This window comes from Rhizobium sp. NPDC090279 (assembly GCF_044769665.1).
Taxonomy (GTDB): Bacteria; Pseudomonadota; Alphaproteobacteria; order Rhizobiales; family Rhizobiaceae; genus Rhizobium.
In genome coordinates, this window is record NZ_JBIVYI010000016.1 from 90,970 (window position 1) to 111,088 (window position 20,119).

At 62.6% G+C, this 20,119-nt stretch carries 19 protein-coding genes; 14 read left to right on the forward strand and 5 right to left on the reverse strand.

From position 1 onward, the window contains the following. The first annotated feature begins 67 nt into the window (after nucleotides 1-67). From ACIQWP_RS29590 to ACIQWP_RS29610, 5 genes are read left to right on the forward strand one after another with little or no spacing between them, the layout of a single operon-like run. Nucleotides 68-952, forward strand: a complete 885-nt coding sequence (locus ACIQWP_RS29590) for a carbohydrate ABC transporter permease (RefSeq protein WP_402795457.1) — start codon at nucleotides 68-70, stop codon at nucleotides 950-952. Beyond that, nucleotides 952-1,797 (forward strand): carbohydrate ABC transporter permease, encoded by an 846-nt coding sequence (locus tag ACIQWP_RS29595; RefSeq protein WP_402795460.1) that lies wholly within the window; start codon nucleotides 952-954, stop codon nucleotides 1,795-1,797. The genes ACIQWP_RS29590 and ACIQWP_RS29595 overlap by 1 nt, the downstream gene beginning before the upstream one ends. After that, the gene (locus ACIQWP_RS29600; protein WP_402795463.1) at nucleotides 1,794-2,816 is read left to right on the forward strand and encodes an SIS domain-containing protein; all 1,023 of its coding nucleotides are present in this window, start codon (nucleotides 1,794-1,796) and stop codon (nucleotides 2,814-2,816) included. Before ACIQWP_RS29595 ends, ACIQWP_RS29600 begins: the two co-directional genes overlap by 4 nt. Then, a complete protein-coding gene (locus tag ACIQWP_RS29605) occupies nucleotides 2,817-3,743 on the forward strand; it encodes a PfkB family carbohydrate kinase (RefSeq protein ID WP_402795465.1) in 927 nt (308 codons plus the stop codon). It begins immediately after the preceding gene. Continuing rightward, nucleotides 3,743-4,807 carry an ABC transporter ATP-binding protein gene (locus tag ACIQWP_RS29610; protein WP_402795468.1) on the forward strand — a complete coding sequence of 355 codons (1,065 nt, stop codon included), beginning with the start codon at nucleotides 3,743-3,745 and terminating at the stop codon, nucleotides 4,805-4,807. The genes ACIQWP_RS29605 and ACIQWP_RS29610 overlap by 1 nt, the downstream gene beginning before the upstream one ends. A 27-nt stretch (nucleotides 4,808-4,834) precedes the next feature. On the opposite strand, the gene ACIQWP_RS29615 is transcribed toward ACIQWP_RS29610, so the two are convergent. Beyond that, nucleotides 4,835-5,473 carry a class I SAM-dependent methyltransferase gene (locus tag ACIQWP_RS29615; protein WP_402795471.1) on the reverse strand — a complete coding sequence of 213 codons (639 nt, stop codon included), beginning with the start codon at nucleotides 5,471-5,473 and terminating at the stop codon, nucleotides 4,835-4,837. Between the two features lie 144 nt (nucleotides 5,474-5,617). Between ACIQWP_RS29615 and ACIQWP_RS29620 the strand changes: the two genes are divergently transcribed. From ACIQWP_RS29620 to ACIQWP_RS29660, 9 genes are all read left to right on the forward strand, one after another. After that, entirely contained in the window at nucleotides 5,618-6,292 is a 675-nt protein-coding gene (locus tag ACIQWP_RS29620; RefSeq protein WP_402795473.1) for a response regulator transcription factor, read from the forward strand. After that, nucleotides 6,289-7,668, forward strand: coding sequence for a sensor histidine kinase (locus ACIQWP_RS29625; RefSeq protein WP_402795475.1), 1,380 nt, complete (start codon nucleotides 6,289-6,291; stop codon nucleotides 7,666-7,668). The genes ACIQWP_RS29620 and ACIQWP_RS29625 overlap by 4 nt, the downstream gene beginning before the upstream one ends. A gap of 123 nt (nucleotides 7,669-7,791) precedes the next feature. Next, nucleotides 7,792-8,994: a hypothetical protein gene (locus tag ACIQWP_RS29630; RefSeq protein WP_402795478.1), complete on the forward strand. Its 1,203-nt coding sequence runs from the start codon at nucleotides 7,792-7,794 to the stop codon at nucleotides 8,992-8,994. Nucleotides 8,995-9,108: 114 nt separating this feature from the next. Then, nucleotides 9,109-9,783 carry a response regulator transcription factor gene (locus ACIQWP_RS29635; RefSeq protein WP_402795480.1) on the forward strand — a complete coding sequence of 225 codons (675 nt, stop codon included), beginning with the start codon at nucleotides 9,109-9,111 and terminating at the stop codon, nucleotides 9,781-9,783. Continuing rightward, nucleotides 9,780-11,117, forward strand: coding sequence for a sensor histidine kinase (locus ACIQWP_RS29640; protein WP_402795483.1), 1,338 nt, complete (start codon nucleotides 9,780-9,782; stop codon nucleotides 11,115-11,117). Before ACIQWP_RS29635 ends, ACIQWP_RS29640 begins: the two co-directional genes overlap by 4 nt. A gap of 265 nt (nucleotides 11,118-11,382) precedes the next feature. Beyond that, nucleotides 11,383-12,015, forward strand: a complete 633-nt coding sequence (locus ACIQWP_RS29645) for an outer membrane protein (RefSeq protein WP_402795486.1) — start codon at nucleotides 11,383-11,385, stop codon at nucleotides 12,013-12,015. Between the two features lie 143 nt (nucleotides 12,016-12,158). After that, entirely contained in the window at nucleotides 12,159-13,286 is a 1,128-nt protein-coding gene (locus ACIQWP_RS29650) for an efflux RND transporter periplasmic adaptor subunit (RefSeq protein WP_402795488.1), read from the forward strand. Nucleotides 13,287-13,298: 12 nt separating this feature from the next. Further along, nucleotides 13,299-16,427: an efflux RND transporter permease subunit gene (locus ACIQWP_RS29655; protein ID WP_402795491.1), complete on the forward strand. Its 3,129-nt coding sequence runs from the start codon at nucleotides 13,299-13,301 to the stop codon at nucleotides 16,425-16,427. Beyond that, the gene (locus tag ACIQWP_RS29660; RefSeq protein ID WP_402795493.1) at nucleotides 16,424-16,696 is read left to right on the forward strand and encodes a hypothetical protein; all 273 of its coding nucleotides are present in this window, start codon (nucleotides 16,424-16,426) and stop codon (nucleotides 16,694-16,696) included. Before ACIQWP_RS29655 ends, ACIQWP_RS29660 begins: the two co-directional genes overlap by 4 nt. Nucleotides 16,697-16,728: 32 nt before the next feature. Here the strand turns inward: ACIQWP_RS29660 and blaOXA are convergent, their stop codons facing one another. From blaOXA to ACIQWP_RS29680, 4 genes are all read right to left on the reverse strand, one after another. After that, a complete protein-coding gene (gene blaOXA / locus ACIQWP_RS29665) occupies nucleotides 16,729-17,448 on the reverse strand; it encodes a class D beta-lactamase (RefSeq protein ID WP_402795496.1) in 720 nt (239 codons plus the stop codon). Between the two features lie 94 nt (nucleotides 17,449-17,542). Then, on the reverse strand, nucleotides 17,543-18,280 hold the full coding sequence (locus ACIQWP_RS29670; protein WP_402795497.1) for an SIMPL domain-containing protein: 738 nt from the start codon (nucleotides 18,278-18,280) through the stop codon (nucleotides 17,543-17,545). A 25-nt stretch (nucleotides 18,281-18,305) separates the two neighbouring features. After that, on the reverse strand, nucleotides 18,306-18,692 hold the full coding sequence (locus ACIQWP_RS29675; RefSeq protein WP_402795499.1) for a hypothetical protein: 387 nt from the start codon (nucleotides 18,690-18,692) through the stop codon (nucleotides 18,306-18,308). A gap of 81 nt (nucleotides 18,693-18,773) precedes the next feature. Then, a complete protein-coding gene (locus tag ACIQWP_RS29680) occupies nucleotides 18,774-19,670 on the reverse strand; it encodes a sterol desaturase family protein (protein WP_402795501.1) in 897 nt (298 codons plus the stop codon). Nucleotides 19,671-20,119 lie beyond the last annotated feature (449 nt).

Here is a 20,119-nt window from a genome sequence, read left to right on the forward strand (position 1 = left end):
TTACCGGGCGGTGCCAGTCACCGCCCGCCTCTCAATCCTCCATGAAGAATGAAAGAAGGGGCCCGTCATGTCCGGCACCTCTATGACAACTCGCGCCTGGCTTTTGATGCTGCCGCTGCTCGTGGTGATGATCGCAGTCATCGGCTGGCCTCTCGTCGACACGGTCGGCCTTTCTTTCACCGATGCAAAGCTTGTCGGCACCGGCGGCAATTTCGTCGGCATCGACAATTACGCAAAGATGCTGGCAAATTCCAACTTTCAGCGCACGCTGATCACCACGGCCTGGTTTGCGATCATCTCCGTTGCCGCCGAAATGGTGCTCGGCGTGCTTGCCGCCCTGCTGCTGAACCAGGAGTTCAAAGGCCGCGGCGTGCTGCGCGCGCTGATGATCCTGCCCTGGGCGCTGCCAACAGTCGTGAACGCGACGCTGTGGCGGCTGATCTACAATCCCGAATACGGCGCGCTGAACGCAGCGCTCACCCAGCTCGGCCTGCTCGACGCCTACCGCTCGTGGCTCGGCGAGCCCGGCACCGCGCTAACGGCGCTGATTGTTGCCGATTGCTGGAAGAATTTTCCGCTGGTGGCGCTGATCGCGCTTGCAGCACTCCAGGCCGTGCCCCGCGACATCACCGCGGCATCACTGGTCGATGGCGCGGGGCCCTTCAAGCGTTTCCGTTTCGTGATCCTTCCCTATCTGGTGGGACCGCTGATGGTGGCGCTGGTTTTGCGCACCATCGAGGCCTTCAAGGTTTTCGACATCATCTGGGTCATGACGCGCGGCGGCCCGGCAAACAGCACGCGCACGCTGTCGATCCTTGTCTATCAGGAAGCCTTCTCCTTTCAGCGAGCGGGGTCCGGCGCGTCGCTTGCCCTCATCGTCACGCTGCTGGTGACGGTGCTAGCCGCCGCCTACGCCGCCCTTGTTCGCAAAACCGCAGGGAGTGCCACCTGATGGAACGCAAGAGCCCGCTCTTCACCTGCTTCATCTATGTCTGCGCCATTCTGCTCGCCATCGTCATCCTGGCGCCGATCGCCTGGCTGTTCATCATGAGCATTTCGCCGGCTGCCGATCTTGCCGCCAAGCCCTTGCGCTGGTGGCCGCAGACGGCTGATTTCTCGCGCTATAGGGTGTTGCTGTCGACCCTGGAGAACAGCGAAGGCGCCGCCTTCACCTCATCGCTGCGCAACAGCATCCAAGTGGCTGGGATGGCGACCATCGCCGCGATCGCGCTCGCCATACCCGCCGGCTGGGCCGTATCGCGCACGCCGTCTGTCGGATGGTCGCTCTCCATGGTCATCGCCACCTATATGCTGCCGCCCGTCGCGCTCGCCGTACCGCTCTATATGGGCCTTGCCTATCTCGGCCTGCTCAACAACGTCTTCGGACTGGCGCTCGTCTATCTGACGATCCTGGCGCCGTTCACGACCTGGCTGATGAAGTCCGGCTTCGATTCCATTCCGAAGGAGATCGAGGCTGCGGCGATGATCGATGGCGCCGGGCTGTTCCAGACACTGAAGATCATCACACTGCCGCTTGCCATGCCCGTGGTGGCGACCTCGGCGCTCTTTGCCTTCCTGCTTGCGTGGGATGAATTCTTCTATGCGCTGCTCTTCACCTCCGACCAGCGCGCAAAGACCCTCACCGTCGCCATAGCGGATCTCGCCGGCGGCCGTGTCTCGGATTACGGACTGATCGCGACTGCCGGCGTGCTGGCCGCCCTGCCGCCGGTGCTGATCGGCCTTGTCATGCAACGTGCCCTGATCTCGGGGCTCACCAATGGCGGCGTCAAGGGATGACCATGAGCACAGAGAAAACACGCCCCGCCGGCCTTGCCGCGATCGATCGCGAAATGGCCCGTCAACACGCCGATGCGCTTGCCTCCTTCGGGGCCAGCAGCGATATGGCTGCCAAGGCCGCCGCCTCGCTGAGGCGTACCGGCAAACTGCTGCTGCTCGGCATGGGGGCCTCCCATGCCGTCAACCGTGCCGTCGAGCCGCTTTACCGCGCCGCCGGCATCGATGCGATCGCGCTGCCGCTCTCCGAACAGCTCGGCGAGCCGCTGTCGCTCGACGGGCGTACGATTTTCATGACCTCGCAGTCCGGCGAAAGTGCCGAAGTCCTACGCTGGTTCGACGAGACGGGCGGCACCACCGACACGTTCGGCCTGACGCTGGAGGGCAGCTCCTTCCTCGCCAGAACCGCGCCTTCTCTCGTCGGCGCCGGCGGCACCGAGCTTGCTTTTGCTGCTACGCGCAGTCTCACGGTGAGCTTTGCGCTGCATCTGGCGATCTTCGCCGCGCTTGGGCAAGATCCGGCAAGCGCACTGGCAGTGCTGCATGCACCGCAGGCCCTCGATATCGAGCCGGCGCTTGCCGCCCTTGCCGATGTCGCCACCGTCGTCACCTCGGGCCGTCGCCTGCAGGGCGTTGCCGAGGCGCTGGCGCTCGGCCTGACCGAACTTTCCCGCCGCCCCTGCTTCTCGCTCGAGGGTGGCCAGCTGCGGCACGGGCCGATGGAAATGCTCGGACCGTCGATCGGCGTCGTACTCTTCCGTGGTGACGATGCGACAGCCGACCTGGTGACGGCCATGGCCATCTCCGCCGCCGAAACGGGCGCGCCCGTGATCGTCTTCGACGGTTCTCGAGAAGAACCGGTCCCCGGCTGCGTCACATTGCGTTTCAAGCCGGAAATCGGCCTTGCCGCCATCTTCCAGATGCTGCCCGTGGCACAGTCGCTGATGATCGCCTTCGCCGATGCGCGGGTGGAGAATGCCGGTACGCCGGTGCGCACCACCAAGATCACCCGGAGCGAATGAATGAAGCCGCTTGCAGTGATCGGCAACGTCAACATCGACCTGATCTTGGGACCGGCGGCACCCTGGCCGAAGGCCGGCACCGAGATCATCGTCGATCATGACGAGCTGCGCGTCGGCGGCCAGGCGGGCAATAGCGCGCTCGCCTGGGAAGGCCTCGGCGTCGACTACGAGATATCAGCCAATGTCGGCAACGACCAGTTCGGACGCTGGCTCAGCGAAGCATTCGGCACCCGCAGCAGCAAATGGCCTGTCAGCCCCGAGGGGACGACGCTCTCGGTCGGCATCACCCATCCCGACGGCGAGCGCACTTTCTTCACCACGCGCGGCCACCTGCCGCGATTCAATCTGGCCGATGTGTATGCGGTGCTCGACGGAACAAAGCTCTCCGGCGGCTATGCGCTGCTGTGTGGCGCCTTCCTCACCGAAGATCTCACCCGGGAGTACGACGCGCTGTTCGACTGGGCCGACAAGCACCGGATCATTGTGGCTCTCGATACCGGCTGGCCGCTTGACGGCTGGACGGAGGCGAATTGCAACGCCACGCGACGCTGGCTTTCCCGCTGCGGCGTTGCGCTGATGAACGAAGTCGAAACGACGACGCTTGCCGGCATGGACGATCCAATCGAGGCCGCAATCGCTCTTCGGTCGCACATGCCTGATGGTGCCATCTTCGTCGTCAAGCGCGGCCCGGAAGGCGCGATTGCCATCAGCGCCGACGGCACATCCGTTTCTGCCGCCGCTCCACGCGTCACGGTCGTCGATACGATCGGCGCCGGCGATGTCTTCAATGCCGGCTTCCTGGCCACCCTTGCCCGCGGCGAGCCGCTCGCGACCTGCCTTTCGGCGGGGACCGCGGTCGCTTCCCGCGCCATTTCCACTCTGCCGCGCAGCTACGGCCCGGCCAAAGCATCCGAGGAGGCCGTTTGATGAGCGCGCTTGAAATCCAGAACATCCGCAAGAGCTACGGCGAAGTCGAGACGCTGAAGGGCATCGATGTCTCGCTCGAAAGCGGCGAGTTCCTGGTGCTGCTCGGCTCTTCCGGCTGCGGCAAGTCCACGCTTCTGAACATCATCGCAGGGCTTGCCGAGGCGACGAGCGGGGATATACGCATCGGCGATCGCTCCGTGCTCGGCGTGCATCCGAAGGACCGCGACATCGCCATGGTGTTCCAGTCCTACGCGCTCTATCCGAACCTGTCGGTCCACCGCAACATCGGTTTCGGCCTGGAAATGCGCAAGGTGCCTGCCGCCGAGCGCGACAAGGCGGTGCGCGAGGCAGCGAAGTTATTGCAGATCGAACCACTGCTGGAGCGCAAGCCGAGCCAGCTTTCCGGCGGCCAGCGCCAGCGCGTGGCGATCGGCCGCGCGCTGGTGCGCAAGCCGGAGGTCTTCCTGTTCGACGAGCCGCTATCCAACCTCGACGCCAAGCTGCGCATGGAGATGCGCACCGAGCTGAAGCGCCTGCACCAGATGCTGAAGACCACCGTCGTCTACGTGACCCACGACCAGATCGAGGCGATGACGCTCGCGACCCGTATCGCCGTGATGCGCGATGGCCGCATCGAGCAGCTCGGCACGCCGGACGAGATCTACAATCATCCGGCAACGCTCTATGTCGCGACCTTCGTCGGAGCGCCTCCGATGAATCTTTTGAACGCGACCGCCGATCAGGGCGCCCTTTGCATCGACGGGACATCGATTATGCTGCCAATTCCTGCGACAAGGGCCGGGATCAAACAGGGTCAGGAGCTGGTCGTCGGTATCCGGCCGGAAACGCTGCGTCTCGATGAAGACGGCAAGCTCGAGGCCGTCTGCGAAGTCGCGGAACTGACGGGACCGGAACTGATCGTGACGGCGCAAGCGGGTTCGCAGCGGCTGATGGCCTGCCTGCCGCCGCGCACCGCCATTGCCGAAGGACAGACGCTGAGGCTTGGATTCGACGCCAATGCGTTGCATCTGTTCGATCGCGCTACCGGCCGCCGCTGCGAATAGGCTTGCCGGGCTTCCAACAACGTCCTGTCAGTCGCTAAAAACATCGAGCTGGCAGCATGATGCATCGCCTGACACCCGGTCGGCGACTCTGTCGTTCGACGAGATGCGCGCGCGGGTAATCCGGTAGACGGAGGCCGGCGGCAGGTTGAAGAAGGTTCCACCCACTCTTTCCGCCTGCAGGCCGAGGAAGTTCAGGACGTCGTCCGGTACGGAGCAGCGGGGACCATAGGTAAATTGATAGAAAGAGCCCACCGGTCCGAGGCAGCGAAATGCGCCTTGCATGATCTTCACGACCTGGCGCGTCGGCATCGACGGCAGGCCGAGACCGCTGAGGACTGCTCCGGCGCCGCCCTCACGCAATGCGGGTGACGCCGTAATATCGGCTGCGCTCATCTGCAACACGCACGCGGCCGGAAAGCGGCGCTTCAGCAACACGGCAAAGTCCGGATTGAGCTCGACCAGGGTGATGTCGTGCTCCGCCACACCACGGTCGCGCAGGGCGCGGGTAAACACTCCGGTGCCGGGACCGAGCTCGATAACCGGCCCGGTCGCGGCCGTGATGTCCCGCGTCATGATTTTTGCCAGAGCACGGCTCGACGGCGCGACGGCTGCGGTGCGAAGGGGAGCGGTGGCCCAATGGCGCAGGAAAAGCAGGCTGTCTTTCATGATGTCGGTTCATCCCTTGTCGATTGATTTTTTCCCACAAGGGTTTCCGCGGATCGTCTGACGCCTGCATTGCTTCAAGACGTCATGTTGCCGCAATGTGGCGCGGGCACGAAACATTCGGCGTGGGATATGAAGGGATGAACGATGCGGCTGCTGGTGGTGGAGGACGAGCCGGAAATGGCGCTGGCCCTGCAAGCGGCTCTGCGGCGGCACGACATGATCACCGACCATGCGGACGGCATAGTGACTGCCATGGAGATGATCCTGACGGGCTCCTACGATGCGATCATCCTGGACCGCGGACTTCCGGACGGGGACGGCCTCTCCCTCATTCCGCAGATACGCCGGCACAAATCAGGCATGCCGGTGATCGTGCTGACGGCGCGTGGCCGGCTTGCCGAGCGTGTCGCCGGGCTGGATGGCGGCGCCGATGATTATCTGGCAAAGCCCTTCGCCTTCGAAGAGCTCCTGGCGCGGCTGCGCGCTGTCATGAGGCGGCCCGATCATGTCAGCCCGATGAGCGTCCGGCTCGGCCGGATGACGCTCGATCTCGACCATCGCGAAGCCAGAGTTGAAGGCATGCGCTTCGACCTGCCGCGGCGCGAGCTGCTGGTGCTGGAGGCGCTGATGCGGCGTGCCGGCCGGATGGTGCCGCGCGAAATCCTGATGGAATCGGTCTTCGGGATGAGCGACGAGGTCCAGTCCAACACCCTCGACAGCCATATTTCGCGGCTACGCCGCAAGCTCGCCGAGGCGGACGCCGGCGTTACCATCAATGGTGTGCGCGGCGTCGGCTATATGCTGATGGAGCAGACATGAAGGAACCGGCCGGTCGCTCGCTCAAATGGCAGCTGATCCGCCGGCTGCTGATCCTCCAGAGCCTGATACTGGTCCTCGTCCTCAGCATCATGTTCGCCAAAGGCGATCTCTTCGCCTTCCGCTCGACGGATCGGACCATCGAAGCCCTGCAGCACGCCATCCAACGTGACGCGGCCGGCCGATTGCAGCTGCGCGATACGCCGGATTTGCAATCTTTGCGTGCGACCGAACCAGGCCTTTGGTTCATCATACGCGATATCAAGGGGTTGCAGGTTTCCGAAGGTCCCGTGCCGGCAATCTTTGCCCGCATCAGCGAAACGCTTACCGGTATCGGCCAGGCTCGCTTCGGCTCGACGGTCGACGCCGCCGCGATGGACCGGCCGGAAGCACGGATGCGGACCGTCTATACGTCGGCGGGCGAGATGCAGATCCTGACCGGCACCGAAAGCAGGGCGCCGCCGGCAATGGTGGCGCTCGGACTGCTGCTGGTCTTCCTCAAGGTCGGACTGCCGATCATGATCGTCATCGCTCTCGGCATCCTGCTCGCAACCCCGCTGGTCGTTCGCGGTGCGGTGGCCGGCATTGCGAAGGCGGAGAAACAGGCAGCCCTGATCGATATCGGTCAACGCGGCGTCCGGCTGGAAACCACCGGCACGCCGCCCGAGATCGCCTCGCTCATTCGTGCGGTCAACGAGGCCCTTCGCCGGCTTGATGAAGGTTATGAGCGGCATCAGCGTTTTCTGGCGGATGCCGCCCATGAGCTCAGGACCCCGATCGCCATTCTGGGCACCCGTGTCGCCGCCCTGCCGCATACACCCGAACGCGTGCAGCTGGTGGCCGACGTGGCGCGGCTGACGACCCTCACCGAGCAACTGCTCGATATCGAGCGGCTGCGGCGCGACAATGTCGAATTTCGCCCGGTCTCGCTACTGACGCTCGGCCGGCGCGTGGTGAGCGACATGGCGCCGCTTGCCTTTCCGGCCGGCTACCAACTGGAGCTGACCCATTCGGGGCCTGATATTCCTGTCAACGGCGACGAGGCGGCGCTCGAGCGCGCCATGACCAGCCTTATCCAGAATGCCATCGATCATGGCGGCGGCAGAGGGACGATCAGCGTCCACATATCCTCCGGTCTCGTGGAGGTGAACGACGAGGGACCGGGCATACCGTCCGGCGAGCGCGAGCGAATCTTCGAGCCTTTCTATCGGCTGCGGCCGCGGCCGCGCGGCACGGGCCTCGGCCTGCATCTCGTCCGGCAGATCGTGGAATTGCATGGCGGCAGCGTCACAGCCGGTGCCAGCCGCATGGGAGGCGCACGCCTGACCATAGACCTGCCTTCGGATATTTTGCCGGCGCCGGTCGCAAAGGCAGTTTGACCAAGCTTATCCCCGACCACGATGGACGGTTCGCCGATAGCCTGCGGGAATTTTGTTTTCCGTAATGTTACCGCAAGGCAGAGCTCCGAACCTGAGGACGCGAACAATCGTCGGGAAAGAACCGTGTCTCTACAACTTCAACGCAGCACGCGATGGCCCTTCGTCGGGCTTCAATTGAGCAACGTCGCCCTGAACTGCAGCCATGCCTTTGCGACCGTCCTATATCCGTGGATCATGTATGACCTCACCGGCAGCGTGATGTGCATGGCTCTGATGGTCTTCATGAACGCTACCGTGCTTCTGGTCGGCATGATCTTCGGCGGCTACGTGGCGGAAATGCTCGGAATCCGCTACACGGCGCTCATTTCCGCCAAGATCGGATTGCTGACTTCCTTGGTGATTGCGGTGCTCTACATGGCGGATTTCCTGCGCCCCGGCACCTTCCTCATTCTCGGCTTAGTCGGATCGATCCTCGATGGACCGGCGACCGTCGCGACCGAAGCGAAGACGCCCGAAATCGCCCGCCTTTCGCGATTGTCGTCCAATGCCGCCAGCTCCATCGACGATATGATCGACGGCCTCGTGCTGCTGACGGCATCCGCCGTCAGCGCCTTCATCATTGCCGTCATCGGCTCGAAGAATGCGGCATGGTGGATCGTGATCAGCAACTTCGTCGCGATGATGCTCCTGTCCTTCAGCCTACCGAGATTCCGCCTGGGTCCGGCGCCGACGCTTGCCGATACCCTCCATGCGGGAAGGCAGCTTCGAAGATCGGCCGCTTCGCCGGCGTTCACCCTCTGGGCAAGCGCGACCCTCGGTTTCTTCATAACGTTGCAGATCTTTCTCGTGCCGGCCGCCTTGCGGCTGCATGGCGAATCGGTGGCGTGGCTCGGTCTGTTCATCGGTGCCGCGGCGACCGGCACGGTCGTGATGAACCTGCATCTGGCATCGCGCCAAACCATGCCCGCGCCCGCCTCCATCGTGTCAAAGGCCCTGCTTGGCCTGGCAGCGGCGGTGGGCGTCCTGTGGATCGACATCTCGCCGCTGACGATGATGCTTGCCGGTCTCATCTCGGGACTGGCAAACGGCTGGCTCTCGCCCGCCTTTGCCACTATCCTGCAGCTGAAGACGTCACGTGTCGGCAGGCCCCATGTCATGGGCCTTTCCTATTCGATCGTTCTGTTGTTTCTGCCGCTGGAGTACCTGCTGACCGGTGCGGCGATCGGCTTCGGCTCATTCCGGCCGACCTGCATCTTCATTGCCTTCCTGCTGTCGCTGGCGGCCGCCGTGAGCTCGGCATGGCTGGATTGCATCGAAGGTGATTAGCCGGAAACAGACAGAATAAGGCCGGCGATACGGCAGGCGACGGATCGCGCGCAATGATGCCGTAATGTTCATCGCTATGTCTGGACGACACTATTTCGTTTATGGAGGGTAAGAATGCGCCTCTTGCTTGTAGAGGACGAGCCGCAGATGGCCGATGCGCTTGCGACCGCCCTGCATCAATATGACATCATCGTCGATCACGCGCCGACCCTGGACTTTGCGAGAAGCGCCGTCGCGGAGCATGTCCATGACATGATCGTGCTCGACAGGCAGCTGCCTGATGGCGACGGGCTCGAACTCATCCGGCATCTGCGGGCGATCGGCGCGACCACGCCGGTCATCGTGCTGACCGCCCGCGGCTCCGTTGCAGACCGTGTCAAAGGTCTGGATTATGGCGCCGACGACTATCTCGCCAAGCCGTTTGCCCTGGAAGAACTTCTGGCGCGCATCCGCGCCCTGATGCGCCGGCCCGCGGCCGTCGCCCCGATGGTCGCCAAACTCGGCAAGCTGGAATTCAACCTCGATGACCGGGAAGCGCGGATATCAGGCAAGGTGCTCGATCTGCCCCGGCGCGAGCTTCTCGTCCTGGAAACGTTGATCCGCCGCCAGGGCAGAACCGTTCTCAGGTCCGCACTGGAAGAGGCCGTCTATACCTTCGACGACGAGATACAGTCGAATGCACTCGATTCGCATGTATCGCGGCTTCGCAAGAAACTGGCCGACGCGCAGGCCGACGTCGAAATCCACGGTATTCGCGGTGTCGGCTACCTGTTGAGGCCAATTGCATGAAGCTTCTCACATCGAAATCGCTGAAGCGCCGACTGATTGCCCAGCTTCTGCTCTTCCAGGTCGGCATTCTCTTTCTGTTCAGCGCCGCCTTCGTCGCCTATCTGTTACAGACGAATGACGGCGTCGTCCTCTCCGATCCGGAATTTGCCAATGTCGCTGCGCGCGCGATCGAACGCAAAGCCGATGACAGTCTCGTTCTCAACGAAACGGAAGAACTCGCGACGCTTCGGCAACGTTCAGTGAACTTCTGGTTCGTCGCCCGCAGCGACAAAGGCGAGATCATTCAGACCGGCAATGTCCCGACGGTTTATGCCGTGATGGCGGAGCACCTGGATCGCATAAGCTTCGGAGACATCCGAGACACCAGGGCGCCCTTCTCATACGTGGCGGCCATACGCGGCGCATCCGGCCCTGCGGGAAATTTTACCGTGCTTGGCAAGGGCGACGTGTTCAGCCTGACATATGCCGTCTTTCTGCTCACGAACCTGCTGATGGTGCCGATCCTTATCTTGCTGGTCATCGTCACGATCATCGCCATCCCGTGGATCGTCAGCAGAGCGTTTTCCCGCCTTTCCGTCATCGCCAAGGAGGCGGAGATCATTGATATCGACCGGCGCGGCTACAGATTGCCGGAAAGCGGCATTCCGAGCGAAGTCGTCCCGCTCGTCAACGCGATCAACGGTGCTCTGCAACGCCTCGATGACGGTCACGAGCGCCATCAGCGTTTCATTCTCGATGCGGCGCACGAGCTGCGCACGCCCGTCGCCATTCTGCAGACGCGTGTCGAGACGATCGCGGAAGGGCCGATCCGCACCCGCCTCCTCTCCGATGCCGGTCGCATCGCCGCGCTTGCCGAACAGCTGCTCGACCTGCAGCGGCTGGATGTCAGCGGCGCTAGCTTTTCGCCGGTCGATCTGGTGGAAATCTGCCGCAACGTCGCGGCCGACATGGCACCGCTGGCAATCGCTCAGGGTTATGAACTCTCGCTGGAGACCGGGCTCGATCACCTCGTCATACAGGGTGACGCGGGGGCTTTGCAGCGTGTCGTCTTCAATATCGTGCAGAATGCGATCGAGCATGGCGGAGGCAAGGGAAACATTACGATCAGGATCGACCGGGGCGCCGTCATCGAGATCACGGATGAAGGGCCGGGCATACCGGTCGCGGAGCGGGAGCGGATCTTCGAACCCTTCCATCGCCTTCAGCCGCACGAGCATGGAGCCGGTCTCGGGCTCAATCTGGTGAAGGAGATCATGCAGCGGCACGGTGGCCACGTGGTCGCCGTGGACGGCCCGCAGGGCGGCGCCTGCTTTCGTCTATCCTTCCCGAACTAGCGGTGAAACGGCGACCAATCCTTAAAAAATAGTTAAAGAATTCCATTCAACTGCATAGAAATACTTGATAATTTTTCAATATTTTTAAATCCTGCAATGTACCCGCAATTCTCACAGGCAAAATAACCTGCATCTCCTGGTGGCGATCCGCTCCCCAAGACGGTCGGCACCGGAGAACAGCAGGAACCGATGTCCGGTTCTCCAACGCAAACAGAGACCTTGCGAGCGCCTAGGGATGGCGCATGGGTTTCGTATGGAGTTAGCAATGTCGCTCAGCGCAAAATCGATTCTGTTCGCGGCCCTGGCCATGACGGCCGCGACCAACGCCTTCGCCGCCGATCTCACCACCTACCAGGCTCCGGATGCCTCCGCCTACGACCGGCCGCCGGCCTTCCAGTGGAGCGGCGCCTATTTCGGCGCCCATGGCGGCATCGCCTCGCCGAAATTCAATCCATTTGCCAGCGGCAAGGGTCTGACCGGCGGCGTGCAAGCCGGCTACAATTTCCAGGTGGGGCCCGGCATTATCGGTGCCGAACTGGAAGGTTCCTACCTCGGCAACAACGAGCTGCACGTGCCGAACGGCAAGGTGGAAGAACGCTTTCGCGGCGCCGCCAAGGCGAAGGCCGGCCTGACCTTCGATCGCACGCTCGTCTACGGCACGGCGGGCCTGACAATGACGAAGTTCGAAGGCGGTAAGGGCGTTTCCACTTCGGGCGGCTGGAAGCAGGGCTACCTTGTCGGCGGTGGCCTGGAACAGGGCTTCGGCGGCGGCCTGTCGGCCAAGATCGAATACAACTACGTCATGACCAACGACGTATCGACGACATCGTCGAGCGGCAGGTCGAAGACCGATCTGCGCGACCACGTCATCAAGGCGGGCCTGAACTACCGCTTCTGATCGACATTCTTTGCAGAGGTCGGGCACGCCCTTCAAGCCAGGGCAGGCCGGACGGAGAGCGGCGAAGGATGGCTGATCAAACCCCGAGTCAATCCTCTCGCCGCTCTCGATCGTGAAATGCAAGCACGATGTTGGGTGCTATGATGAGTCTCGTCACGAAAATATCGATCACGCTCGCGCTGGTCGCGCTGGGAGTTGCAGGTGCCGTGATCGCGCCCGCCAAGAACGACGCGCGCAATGCTTCTTCCGAAGCCGTGCAAGCCGCCAGCATGAAGACGGTGGAAGTCGCCCCCATGGAAGTCATGCAGGTCCGCCGGCAGGGCTACAGCCAGCGGATTCGCATCAACGGCTTCATCCAGCCGGCCCGCCGCGTTACCCTCACCGCCCGGCTGTCCGGAACGGTTGCCTCTGTCGATGTTGATGTGGGAAACGTCGTCAGCGCGGGCGACGTCATCGCGCGCTTCGACACGGAAACGCTGACGCTGGCGCTCAACAAGCTGGTCGCGACCACCGAGGCCAAGGCAGCGACGCTCTTGCGCGCGCAGAAAGAACTGGAACGCACGCGCAGCCTCGCCGCGACGGGAGGGGTCGCCCAGGCAAAGCTGACCGAGGTCGAAACCGACGTGGCGGTACAGAAGGCGGAGCTGCGCGCACTGCAGGCGCAAGAAGCCGAAGCCCGCCGCGCGCTGGATGACGCGGTCGTCGTCGCGCCGTTCGACGGCATCGTCAACAGCCGCAAGATCAATCCCGGCCAGGCCGTGTCGATCAACACAGAACTGTTCGAGATCGTCGATATCTCCAGGCTGGATCTGGTGGCTCTCCTGCCTCCGCAGCAAAGCGCCGGGCTCTTGATCGGGCAGATGGCCGAGATCGAAATCGAGGGATTGCCGAACCGGCCGCTTTCAGCCCGGCTCGACAGGATCAGCCCGGCAACCATCGACGGCTCGCGCTCGCTGCAAGTCTTCCTGCGACTCGACCGGACTATCCCTGGTCTTCGCGGCGGCATGTTCGGCCACGGCACGCTCCAGATCGAAAGCCATGAAAACATCGTGGCGGTTCCGATCTCAGCCGTTGCCTGGGAAGGCGCCGACACCTTCATCCGGATCGTTTCCGATGGCACCGTGCATCGACGACCCGTCGAGCTTGGCGATGCCAGAATCGGAGAGGATCTTGTCGAGGTTCGCAGCGGCCTGGACGACGGCGACACCATCATCACCATCCCCCTCAAGGATGTCGCGACCGGCACCCCGATCAAGATCGCAGGGCGCTGAGGATTACCCCATATGTTTCTTGCCCGTATTTCCATTCAGCAGCCGGTCTTTGCCACCATGATGATGGTTGGTATCGTCGTGCTTGGCATCGTTGCCTGGTCGCGCCTGCCCGTCGACCTCCTGCCTTCCGTGGATCTGCCGACCGTCGTCGTTTCCACCAATTACGACGGCGCATCCGCGCTCGCTGTCGAACAGCAGGTCAGCCGGCCGATCGAGGAAAGCATCGGCGCGATTTCCGGCATCAAGAAGATCTCGTCGCAATCCTCGACGGGCAGTTCGCTCGTCATTGCGGAATTCACTCTCGACACGCCGTCCAGAGCGGCAGCCGACGAGGTGCGCGACCGCGTATCGCGATTGCAGGACGCGCTTCCCGACGGGGCCGATCGGCCGCTGGTGACGCGCTTCAATCCCCAGGACGCGCCGATCATGTCGCTCGCCGCCTTCTCCGCCGATGTCTCCATCAGCCGGATGACGCAGATTGCCGACACGACGATCGTGCCGAGGCTGCGGCGCGTACCGGGTGTGGGTCAGGTGACGCTGGTCGGTGGCAGCGAAGACCAGGTGCGCATTCAGCCAGATCTGGTGAAGCTGCAATCCTTCGGCATCCCGATCCCGAACCTGATCGAGGCCATACAGCGGGCAACGCGCGACAGCGCCATCGGCTCTGTCGTCTCCTCGACGCGCGAGCGCAGCATCACCGTCAGCGTGCAGCCCGGCAGCATCAAGGAGTTCGCCGATATCGTCATCGCCCAGGACAGCGCCGGCCGCGCCGTCCGTCTCCTGGAAGTCGCCGATGTGATGGAGGCCGGCGCCGACCCGAAAAGCCAGGCATGGTTCAACGGCAAGCCGGCACTCGGCCTCGACATCAACAAGCTCGAAGGCGCCAACACCGTCGAAGTCGCCAAGGGCGTCGAACGGGAGCTGGCTAAGCTTCGGAAGGACGACGCGTTGCGGGATATCGGCATTGTCGTGTCGCAGGATAGTTCCCGGACCATCGTCGGCCAGATCGGCGACGTTCAACGCACCATCGTCGAAGGCGGCGCGCTGACGATCGTCATCGTGCTCCTTTTTCTCAACTCCTGGCGCTCGACCATCATCACCGCGCTGACCCTGCCGGTCGCGGTCATCGGCACGTTCGCCGCCATCGCCGCCCTCGGATTCAGCCTCAATCTGATGACCATGCTGGCGCTGTCGATCTGCATCGGCATCCTGATCGACGACGCCATTGTCGTGCGCGAAAACATCAGCCGTCATGCGGCGATGGGCAAGGATCGACGGCAGGCTGCACTTGATGGCACGACCGAAATCGGCCTGGCGGTCTTGGCAACCACATTCTCCATCGTTGCCGTCTTCCTTCCGGTCGCCTTCATGGGCGGGGTGATCGGCCGCTTCTTCCTCCAGTTCGGCGTCACCGTCTCGGTTGCCGTCATGATTTCGCTCTTCGTGTCCTTCACGCTCGATCCCATGCTTTCGAGCGTCTGGGCCGATCAGCCAAAGCAGCAACGCAAGGGGCGACTGCAGACCCTGCTCGACCATTTCGACAGGGCATTCGAGCGGATCGCGCATCGTTATGGCGGCGTGGTCGGCTGGTGTCTCGGGCATCGTGCCATAACCTCCGTCTGCGTCCTCGCTCTGTTTGCCGGAAGCCTCTGCCTCATTCCGCGGATCGGCATGGAATTCGTGCCAAAATCCGATCAGGGCATGGTCGCCGTCGGCCTCACCCTGCCCGAGGGATCGTCGGTCGATTACACCGCCGCCAAGATCAGGCAGACCGAAGACGTCCTGCGACAGTTTCCGGATATCAGCAATCTCTATTCGACCGTGAACAGCGGCGACGGTGCCAACACCAACGAAGCGAGAATTACGGCGTCGATGGTCGCGCCGGAAAAGAGAACGATGACCTCGGTGGCGATCGCGCCGAAGCTGCGAGAAGCGCTGAGCCCTGTCGCCGGCAGCAGGATCGAGGTCGGGCAACCCGGAGACGGCTCCGGTTCGCAGGCAAAGACGATGCAGATATCGATCCTCGGCGGCGACCTGAACGTGCTTGAGGAGATATCGCGCGATCTGACTGTCAAGCTCGGCAAGATCGCCGGGATCATCGATCTCGAATCCTCCGCGGACAAGAAACGGCCGATGCTGATGGTCCGATTGCGTGCAGACGAAGCTGCCGACCTTGGCATCTCGACCGCAACCATCGAGCGCAACCTGCGCCCGTTGGTGGCAGGCGAGAAGCTGACCAGCTGGGCGCATGGCGGCGACGAATCGCGCTACGTCGCCATCAGGCTGCCGGAAACAGGCCGTCGGACAGTCGAAGACCTCGCGCAGATTCCGATTCCCGTCGATCACAAAGGTGCAACGGGCCCGGCAGCCACCGTGCCGCTGTCCCAGGTGGCCGATATCACGGAAACCCTAGCGCCGAAGACAATCAGTCGCCGCGATGGCGATCGCGAGGTTCGCCTCTCCGCCAATCTGAACGGCCGGCCTCTCGGTGAGGTCGTCCGCGCGGTCCAGACCGTGATCGATGCCGAAAAGGTGCCCGCCGGCTATCGCATCGCCATCGGCGGCGAGGCAGACGACATGGCGGAGAGTTTCGGCTACGCGGTGCAGGCGCTGATCCTCGCCGTCGCGTTCATCTATCTCATCCTTGCTTCGCAATTCGGCTCTTTCGTGCAGCCGATCGCCATCATGACCAGCCTGCCGCTTTCGATCAGCGGCGTGCTGGCGGGCCTTCTCGTAACCGGATCAACGATCAACATCTTCTCGGTCATCGGCTTCATCATGCTGATGGGCCTCGTCACGAAAAACGCCATCCTGCTCGTGGATCATGCCAACAAGCGGCGGCGGGACGGCGCAAGCGTGCAGCAGAGCCTGATCGATGCCGGTATTGTCCGCTTCCGGCCGATCGTCATGACCACCTCGGCCATGATCATCGGCATGTTGCCGCTGGCGCTCGGCTTCGGCGAAGGCGGGCAGGAGCGGGCATCGATGGCCCATGCCGTCATCGGCGGCCTTGTCTCCTCGACGGCACTGACGCTCGTCTTCGTGCCGGTGGCCTTGTCGCTGATCGACAATTGCCGGACAATGTTGAGCGGGAAAGCGGATCGATCGGACGCCGCGCGGATGAAGGATGCCGCCGAATGAGAGCGAAAGTACCCTGGTTCCGCGTGAAGGCCTACGGCTATGGAGCTGGCCTGCCTTGCCGCTGGCAAGGCTGGGTCGCAACCGTAATTTATGTGCTCGCCTTGATAGCGATGATCGCCATCGTCGCGCCCCATGTAGGCAGCCGACCGGCCGCCTATGCGGTGGCGATCGGCATCCCGACCGCGCTGATGGTTTTCGTCGTCTGGTGGAAAAGCGATGCCCCGTGGCGTTGGCGATGGGGCGAATTCGAGGATAAGGATGGGAATTGATATCCAGGCTCTGAGCAGAACAGCCATGCCGATCAGAGAGTGTCGGGCTTGGAAAACAGATCCGTAAACAGCGCGTCGCGTGCCCTTCTGCCGGCCGATCCCGATATCCTCAGCTCTTCGCCGACGAGGCGCGCAAAGACGATCCGACGATCTCCCTTGACGGCCCAGCCGACGAACCAACTGTACATCTTGTTGCGGTCTGGGCGCGCGCCTGCTTTTGACGCCGGCATAGAGCCGGTCTTGCCGAAGACATGCCAGCCCGACGGCTGCATTCCATAGTCGGCTATCCTTGCCGTCATCTCATAGGCCCGCTCGCTGACATCAAGCTCCCGGCGGACCAACCTTCGCAGGAAGACCAGCTGCTCGACCGGCGAAATCTTCAATGACGAGCCGAGCCAGGCATGCGTCAACCAATCATGCTTGCCGGGATTGCCCGACACGTCGCGATTGCCATAATCGAACTTCCGGACATAGGTCTGAAATTTCCCAGGGCCGAGCGCCTCCGTGAGACGCTGGGAATACCAGACGATCGATTTTTCCATCCAGAGGCGCGGCGTCGCCTTGTCTTCCCATGTCGCCGACCAATCCGAATAGCCTTTGACATAGGGCCAGACAGGTTTGGAGTCGTCCTTGAGAATATGGGCGTCATAACCCATGAGGCTGAGAGCGAGCTTGAATGTCGAAGCGGGAGAAAGCGTGCGGTCGCAATCGCCCTCTCTCAGAAGAGCCTTGCCGCTTCCGACATCCTCCACGATCGTGCAGATATGGTTTCAGCACTCGCGGCGGCCGGAGCGACTATGAAGACCGCGGCTGCAAGCAAGCTCGTCTTTCTCATGATCGCGCCTTTCACCTTGCGGTCAGATAGGACACGGCAACGCGCGCGGTGATGATATTCTTGCCTGACACGATCGGAACACCGCCATCCGAACTCGCGGCGCGCAATCTCGCTTCGGTCGACGCATAGGGGAAGACGGTCGCGGTCGGCTGGTCTTCGATCGCAACGATCGGCCCGAGTTTTAGGCCGGAAGCTTCCGCCACGACACTGGCGCTTTTCATCGCTGCTGCAATGGCATTCTTGCGCGCCTCGTCGACCGCGCCCGCCACATCCTCCACCAAGAAATCGACGGAGCCGCCCTCGTTCACGCCGTTCTTCAAGGCGACATCAAGGACCTTGCCGACCTCCGCCACCTTGCGAACACGCACCATCAGCGTGTTCCGGGCATCGTAGCCGACAATGGCGGAGGATGGCGGCATGCCGTCCGGCTTCGCCGTATAATCGAAGCGCGGCGAGATCTGGAAATCCGCACTCTGCATGTCGTCTCGGTCGATGCCCATGGCGGTCAGCGCATCGATGAGCTTGCGGGTTGCCTCGGTGGAGGCCGAGACCGCCGGGCTCGCCTCGGCCGACTGGCGCAACACCGTCAGACGGACAACGGCTAGATCCGGGCTGCGGACGGCCTGCCCGTCGCCAACGACGCGGATGAGACCAGCACCCTGGCCCAGTTTTTCCTGGGCATGCGACGGAATTGCCATCGCAAAGGAGAGGCCCGCCAGGGCGGCCATGGTCAAGAAACTGCGTTTCATATTCTGGAATCCTGCAACTGGAGAATCATTCGCACTCGAGCGAGGGCTGGCGGAAGCTCGTCACGTACCAATCGGCGCCGGAGCTTCGGGTATGGAAGGTGTAAAAGCACTCCGTATGCTCGACATAACCGGGCGTCTCGGTGACTTCGTAGCGTTTGCCGCGGCGCGTCTCCTTAATTTCGCCGCTGGACTGGCCCGGAACCACCTGCGTCTTCTGCTTGCGCCATTGATAGGCACGCTCGCCGGGGCGCAGGTCATAAACATTGTCGGGCGGGCCGTAATCGAGCATCACGCTGCTGATCGGCGCGCCGATATAGCTCTTCATGATCTGCGAGGCGCAGGCCGACAGGATCAGCAGGATCGAGAGCGCGGCAATTGCGACAGGGAGCCGCTTCATGCGGTTGGCAGGCATCAGCAACGTCCTTTGCAACTGGAGAGGGATCGCAGGCAGGGGTACGTCTGCTGGATTACACCAGCATTGCGCATTGCGGCCTCAGGCGCTTTTTGTCGGGCGGCCGAGAATTTGACGGACACCTTCCTTGCGGAAAGGCTGAGCGAGCTGGCCCATGAAGCTCTTCGCGATCTGGCCGCGAATGCCGATATCGGTCGAAGACGGGCGGTCCGGATTGAAATAGGTACCGAACAGCAGATCGAAGAACACGACATTCTCGCCGTAATTCGTGTTGCCCTCGCGCATGTCCTTGGAGTGATGCCAGCGATGCAGGCGCGGCGTGCTGAAAACGTAGTCGAAGAAGCCGGTTCGCATGTCGACATTGCAATGGGTGAGAATGCCCATGAATGCGGTGACCGCGCCGAGCCACCAGAAGACCTGCAGCGGCGCGCCCATGAGGTAGAGCGGCAGCTGGCTGAGCGCGACCTTGAAGAGCGAATCGGCAATGTGGAAGCGGCCGGTATTGACGACCCAGAGCCTGACGACGCTGTGATGCAGGGCGTGGAAACGCCAGAAGAACAGCTTTTCATGAGCGATCCGGTGCGACCAATAGAGGCCGAACTCCGCAATGACCACCGCGATCGCGACTTGCAAAAGCAAGGGGAGCGCCGTCGGCCACAGGTCGAACCTGGCATTGGCAAGCGGCTGCAATATCATCGCCGCCAGCATCGGGAAGACCGCGCCGAGCAGCGCCACAACCTGCACAAGCCCCTTGGTCAGAAGTGTGTGAGCGATATCATTCGCCGTTTCGCCATCGGACAGCAGCCAGCGTCGTTCATAGGGAATGTAGCGCTCGAGCAAGAAGAGCAGCAGCACTTCGCCGGCATAGACGAGAACGAAGGCAAGCATCGGCCGCTCGCTCGAGAAGGCAAGATGGGTGAGAAGCAGGCCGGAGAAGAACACAAGCGGCCAAGACGACAAGGCGAGGATCGTCTTCATTGCGAATCCAACCAGTCCAGCAGCTCGCGGCAGGAGCGGGGCCTGCCATCGCTGAAGCGCCCGTCCGTGCACGGATTGACGTAGGGGCGTCTTGCACGGCTGTAGTCTTCATCGGGCCAGCCGCGCCATCGATCATGCCGCAAGGCCCGCCGAACCTCCTCGCAACTCCTCGGGCGCCCGTCGCTCATGCGGCCATCGGTGCATGGATCATATTTTTCGCGGACGATAACAGGACGCCGGTCATTGGGCTCGGGGCCTAGCCCGTTCGCCGAGACGCACGACGCTGCGGCCAAGACGACACAAGCCATGAGGAAAGAGATCTGCATTTCCATCCGCCTTCGATCGATTGAACGGTGACGTGCCCCCGTTAAATTAGGCCATTTAGAACTGGAATTTTCCACTTATGATCCCTGCGGGGAAGAGAGGAGAATTCGATGAAGGCCTCGAAG

Bases quoted from the DNA above. Each gene is read 5' to 3' on its own strand.
- ACIQWP_RS29605 (WP_402795465.1), top strand. From the start codon at position 2,817: ATGAAGCCGCTTGCAGTGATCGGCAACGTCAACATCGACCTGATCTTG.
- ACIQWP_RS29595 (WP_402795460.1), top strand. From the start codon at position 952: ATGGAACGCAAGAGCCCGCTCTTCACCTGCTTCATCTATGTCTGCGCC.
- ACIQWP_RS29600 (WP_402795463.1), top strand. From the start codon at position 1,794: ATGACCATGAGCACAGAGAAAACACGCCCCGCCGGCCTTGCCGCGATC.
- ACIQWP_RS29650 (WP_402795488.1), top strand. From the start codon at position 12,159: ATGAGTCTCGTCACGAAAATATCGATCACGCTCGCGCTGGTCGCGCTG.
- ACIQWP_RS29670 (WP_402795497.1), bottom strand. From the start codon at position 18,280: ATGAAACGCAGTTTCTTGACCATGGCCGCCCTGGCGGGCCTCTCCTTT.
- ACIQWP_RS29660 (WP_402795493.1), top strand. From the start codon at position 16,424: ATGAGAGCGAAAGTACCCTGGTTCCGCGTGAAGGCCTACGGCTATGGA.
- ACIQWP_RS29635 (WP_402795480.1), top strand. From the start codon at position 9,109: ATGCGCCTCTTGCTTGTAGAGGACGAGCCGCAGATGGCCGATGCGCTT.
- ACIQWP_RS29610 (WP_402795468.1), top strand. From the start codon at position 3,743: ATGAGCGCGCTTGAAATCCAGAACATCCGCAAGAGCTACGGCGAAGTC.
- ACIQWP_RS29675 (WP_402795499.1), bottom strand. From the start codon at position 18,692: ATGCCTGCCAACCGCATGAAGCGGCTCCCTGTCGCAATTGCCGCGCTC.
- ACIQWP_RS29615 (WP_402795471.1), bottom strand. From the start codon at position 5,473: ATGAAAGACAGCCTGCTTTTCCTGCGCCATTGGGCCACCGCTCCCCTT.
- ACIQWP_RS29625 (WP_402795475.1), top strand. From the start codon at position 6,289: ATGAAGGAACCGGCCGGTCGCTCGCTCAAATGGCAGCTGATCCGCCGG.
- ACIQWP_RS29590 (WP_402795457.1), top strand. From the start codon at position 68: ATGTCCGGCACCTCTATGACAACTCGCGCCTGGCTTTTGATGCTGCCG.
- ACIQWP_RS29680 (WP_402795501.1), bottom strand. From the start codon at position 19,670: ATGAAGACGATCCTCGCCTTGTCGTCTTGGCCGCTTGTGTTCTTCTCC.
- ACIQWP_RS29640 (WP_402795483.1), top strand. From the start codon at position 9,780: ATGAAGCTTCTCACATCGAAATCGCTGAAGCGCCGACTGATTGCCCAG.
- ACIQWP_RS29655 (WP_402795491.1), top strand. From the start codon at position 13,299: ATGTTTCTTGCCCGTATTTCCATTCAGCAGCCGGTCTTTGCCACCATG.
- ACIQWP_RS29620 (WP_402795473.1), top strand. From the start codon at position 5,618: ATGCGGCTGCTGGTGGTGGAGGACGAGCCGGAAATGGCGCTGGCCCTG.
- ACIQWP_RS29645 (WP_402795486.1), top strand. From the start codon at position 11,383: ATGTCGCTCAGCGCAAAATCGATTCTGTTCGCGGCCCTGGCCATGACG.